The organism is Dietzia aerolata, from assembly GCF_014144865.1.
Classification (GTDB): Bacteria; Actinomycetota; Actinomycetes; order Mycobacteriales; family Mycobacteriaceae; genus Dietzia; species Dietzia aerolata.
The window spans coordinates 21,975-24,155 of record NZ_JAALDM010000249.1; the positions used below are offsets into that span (position 1 = coordinate 21,975).

Below are 2,181 nucleotides of genomic sequence, written 5' to 3' on the forward strand. Positions count from 1 at the left end.
TGCCGCCGGTGTTGGGGCCGCGATCGCCCTCGCCGACGCGCTTGTGGTCCTGCGCGGGCAGCAGCGGGACGACGGTCTCGCCGTCGACGAGGCAGAACAGGGAGACCTCCGGGCCGTCGAGGAAGGACTCGAGCAGGACGGGGTGGCCGTCGTCGAGGCAGGCCAGCGCGTGGGCGTGGGCGGCGGCGCGGTCGGCGGTCACCACGACACCCTTGCCGGCGGCCAGGCCGTCATCCTTGACGACCCAGGTGGGGCCGAAGCGGTCGAGCGCCTCGTCGAGGTCCGCGGGCGAGTCGACGATCTCGGCGCGCGCGGTGCGCACGCCGGCCGCGGCCATGACGTCCTTGGCGAAGGCCTTGGAGCCCTCGATGCGGGCGGCCTCGGCGTCCGGGCCGAAGACGGGGATCGATGCGGCGCGCAGGGCGTCGCACACCCCGGCGACGAGGGGAACCTCGGGTCCGACGACGACGAGGTCAGCCCCCACCTTGCGGGCCAGCGCGGTAACCGCCTCGGGGTCGGTCACCGACACGTCGTGCCGGGTGGCCTGCACCATGCCGGGGTTACCGGGGGCGACGTGGAGCTCCGCTACCGCGGGGTCCGCGGCGAGGGCTACGAGAAGGGCGTGCTCACGGGCACCGGATCCGATCACGAGAATGCGCACAGCGCCTACAGTAGCGCCGCCCGCCCGCGCGCCTGACCCGGACCGTCCAGAAGCCGGTTCAGCGGCCGCGCCGAACCCGGTTCAGAGGTGATTCAGAGTGCGCCGTCGGTGATGATCTCGGCCGGCAGCTCGACCGCGTCACGGGCCTTCAGCGCCTGCTCGGTGAGCATGTCCGTCATGCACAGGTCCAGCGTGCGGGCGCCGGCCGCGACGGCCTCCGGCGTATCCATGTGCACGATCCCGAACATCGCCTGGGCGCTGAGCCCGTCGATGCCGGCCCAGAATGCCTGTTGGCTCTGCAACCGGATCCCGGGGATGAACGTGCCGTGCTCCACCCCACGGTCGATGATCGCCTGCATGATCTCGCGGGCGCCCATGGCCTGCTCGGCGACGACCGCGGACGTCCCGAGGTTCTCGAGCATCATGCGGGCCCACCCGGGCTCGTCGACGGCGAAGCGCACGACCGCGATCGCGGCGTTGCGCAGGTCGATGTAGGCGGCCAGCACGGGGTCGGAGGTGGCGGTGGTCGGCGCGACCGCGGCGACCCGATCGCGCATGGCGATGAAGCCCTGCGCCGAGACCTCCTCGACCAGCTGCTGACGGTTGGTGAAATGCCGGTAGGCGGCGGTCGCAGAGACACCGATCTGCGGCGCGATCTCGCGCAGGACGATGGCCTTCTCGCCGGACTCACGTGCCCGTGCCGTTGCCTCGATGATGATGGCGTTGCGCAGATCGCCATGGTGGTAAGACTTCTTCTTACCGACCTCGTTCACTGCGCCCGCCTCCGTGGCTTCCGCCACCGTTGGAACTCGAGCCTCGCCCATGACTACGTTCCTTACTCATCGATCTTGGTATCGGGTTGATTAGTGTGCGCCTGTCGGCGTAATCACACAAATCTCATTAGATCACTTCCAGACCCAAGATCTGCTTCATCGCGCGGCGAGATCCGTAGTCTGGTGGTCATGTCGACGGTATTCAGCAAGATCATCGCCGGTGAATTGCCGGGTCGGTTCGTCTGGAAGGACCCGGAGGTGGTCGCCTTCCTCACCATCGCGCCGGTTGCTCCCGGGCACACTCTGATCGTCCCGCGCGCAGAAGTGGACCGCTGGACCGATCTCGAGCCCGACCTACTGGCCCGGCTCAATGAGGTCGCGCAGGCCGTGGGCAAGGCCGTGCTGAGCGGATTCGACGCGTCCCGCGCGGGCTACCTCATCGCGGGTTTCGAGGTGCCGCACACGCACATCCACGTCTTCCCCGCGAATGACATGTCGGGATTCGATCTGTCACTCGCCAATCCGGACACCCCGGCCGAGGAGTCCGACGCAGCGGCCGAGACCCTGCGCAGCGCGCTGCGCGACCTGGGTTACGGCGAGTTCGTGCCCGAGTCCTGAGTCGGACTAGGTCTGGGTCACACTAGTGTCTCGCGCGTTAAGTAGGTTTACGTTTGCGGGTGTGAAATCATGAGGTATGGCGAATCGACCTGCCCCGGCATTAGTTTTACGTCCTGGCGATCGTGAGGA

General features: G+C 68.1%; 3 protein-coding genes. 1 reads left to right on the plus strand and 2 read right to left on the minus strand.

Annotated elements, in window-relative coordinates; genetic code table 11:
- Together G6016_RS17330 and G6016_RS13925 are read right to left on the minus strand one after the other, a co-directional pair.
- The coding region (locus tag G6016_RS17330; protein WP_422110486.1) for a phosphoribosylamine--glycine ligase at positions 1 to 661 on the minus strand (661 nt) is incomplete at its 3' end.
- Positions 662 to 753: 92 nt separating this feature from the next.
- Complete coding sequence (locus G6016_RS13925; RefSeq protein WP_182633226.1) at positions 754 to 1,485, minus strand: TetR/AcrR family transcriptional regulator; 732 nt, start codon at positions 1,483 to 1,485, stop codon at positions 754 to 756.
- 138 nt (positions 1,486 to 1,623) lie between these two features.
- On the opposite strand from G6016_RS13925, the gene G6016_RS13930 reads away from it, so the two are divergent.
- Positions 1,624 to 2,052 carry an HIT family protein gene (locus G6016_RS13930; RefSeq protein ID WP_182633227.1) on the plus strand — a complete coding sequence of 143 codons (429 nt, stop codon included), beginning with the start codon at positions 1,624 to 1,626 and terminating at the stop codon, positions 2,050 to 2,052.
- Positions 2,053 to 2,181: the final 129 nt, after the last annotated feature.

What these genes read in the sequence shown, in the direction of transcription:
- G6016_RS13925 (WP_182633226.1), bottom strand. Translation starts at nt 1,485, where the DNA reads ATGGGCGAGGCTCGAGTTCCAACGGTGGCGGAAGCCACGGAGGCGGGC.
- G6016_RS13930 (WP_182633227.1), top strand. Translation starts at nt 1,624, where the DNA reads ATGTCGACGGTATTCAGCAAGATCATCGCCGGTGAATTGCCGGGTCGG.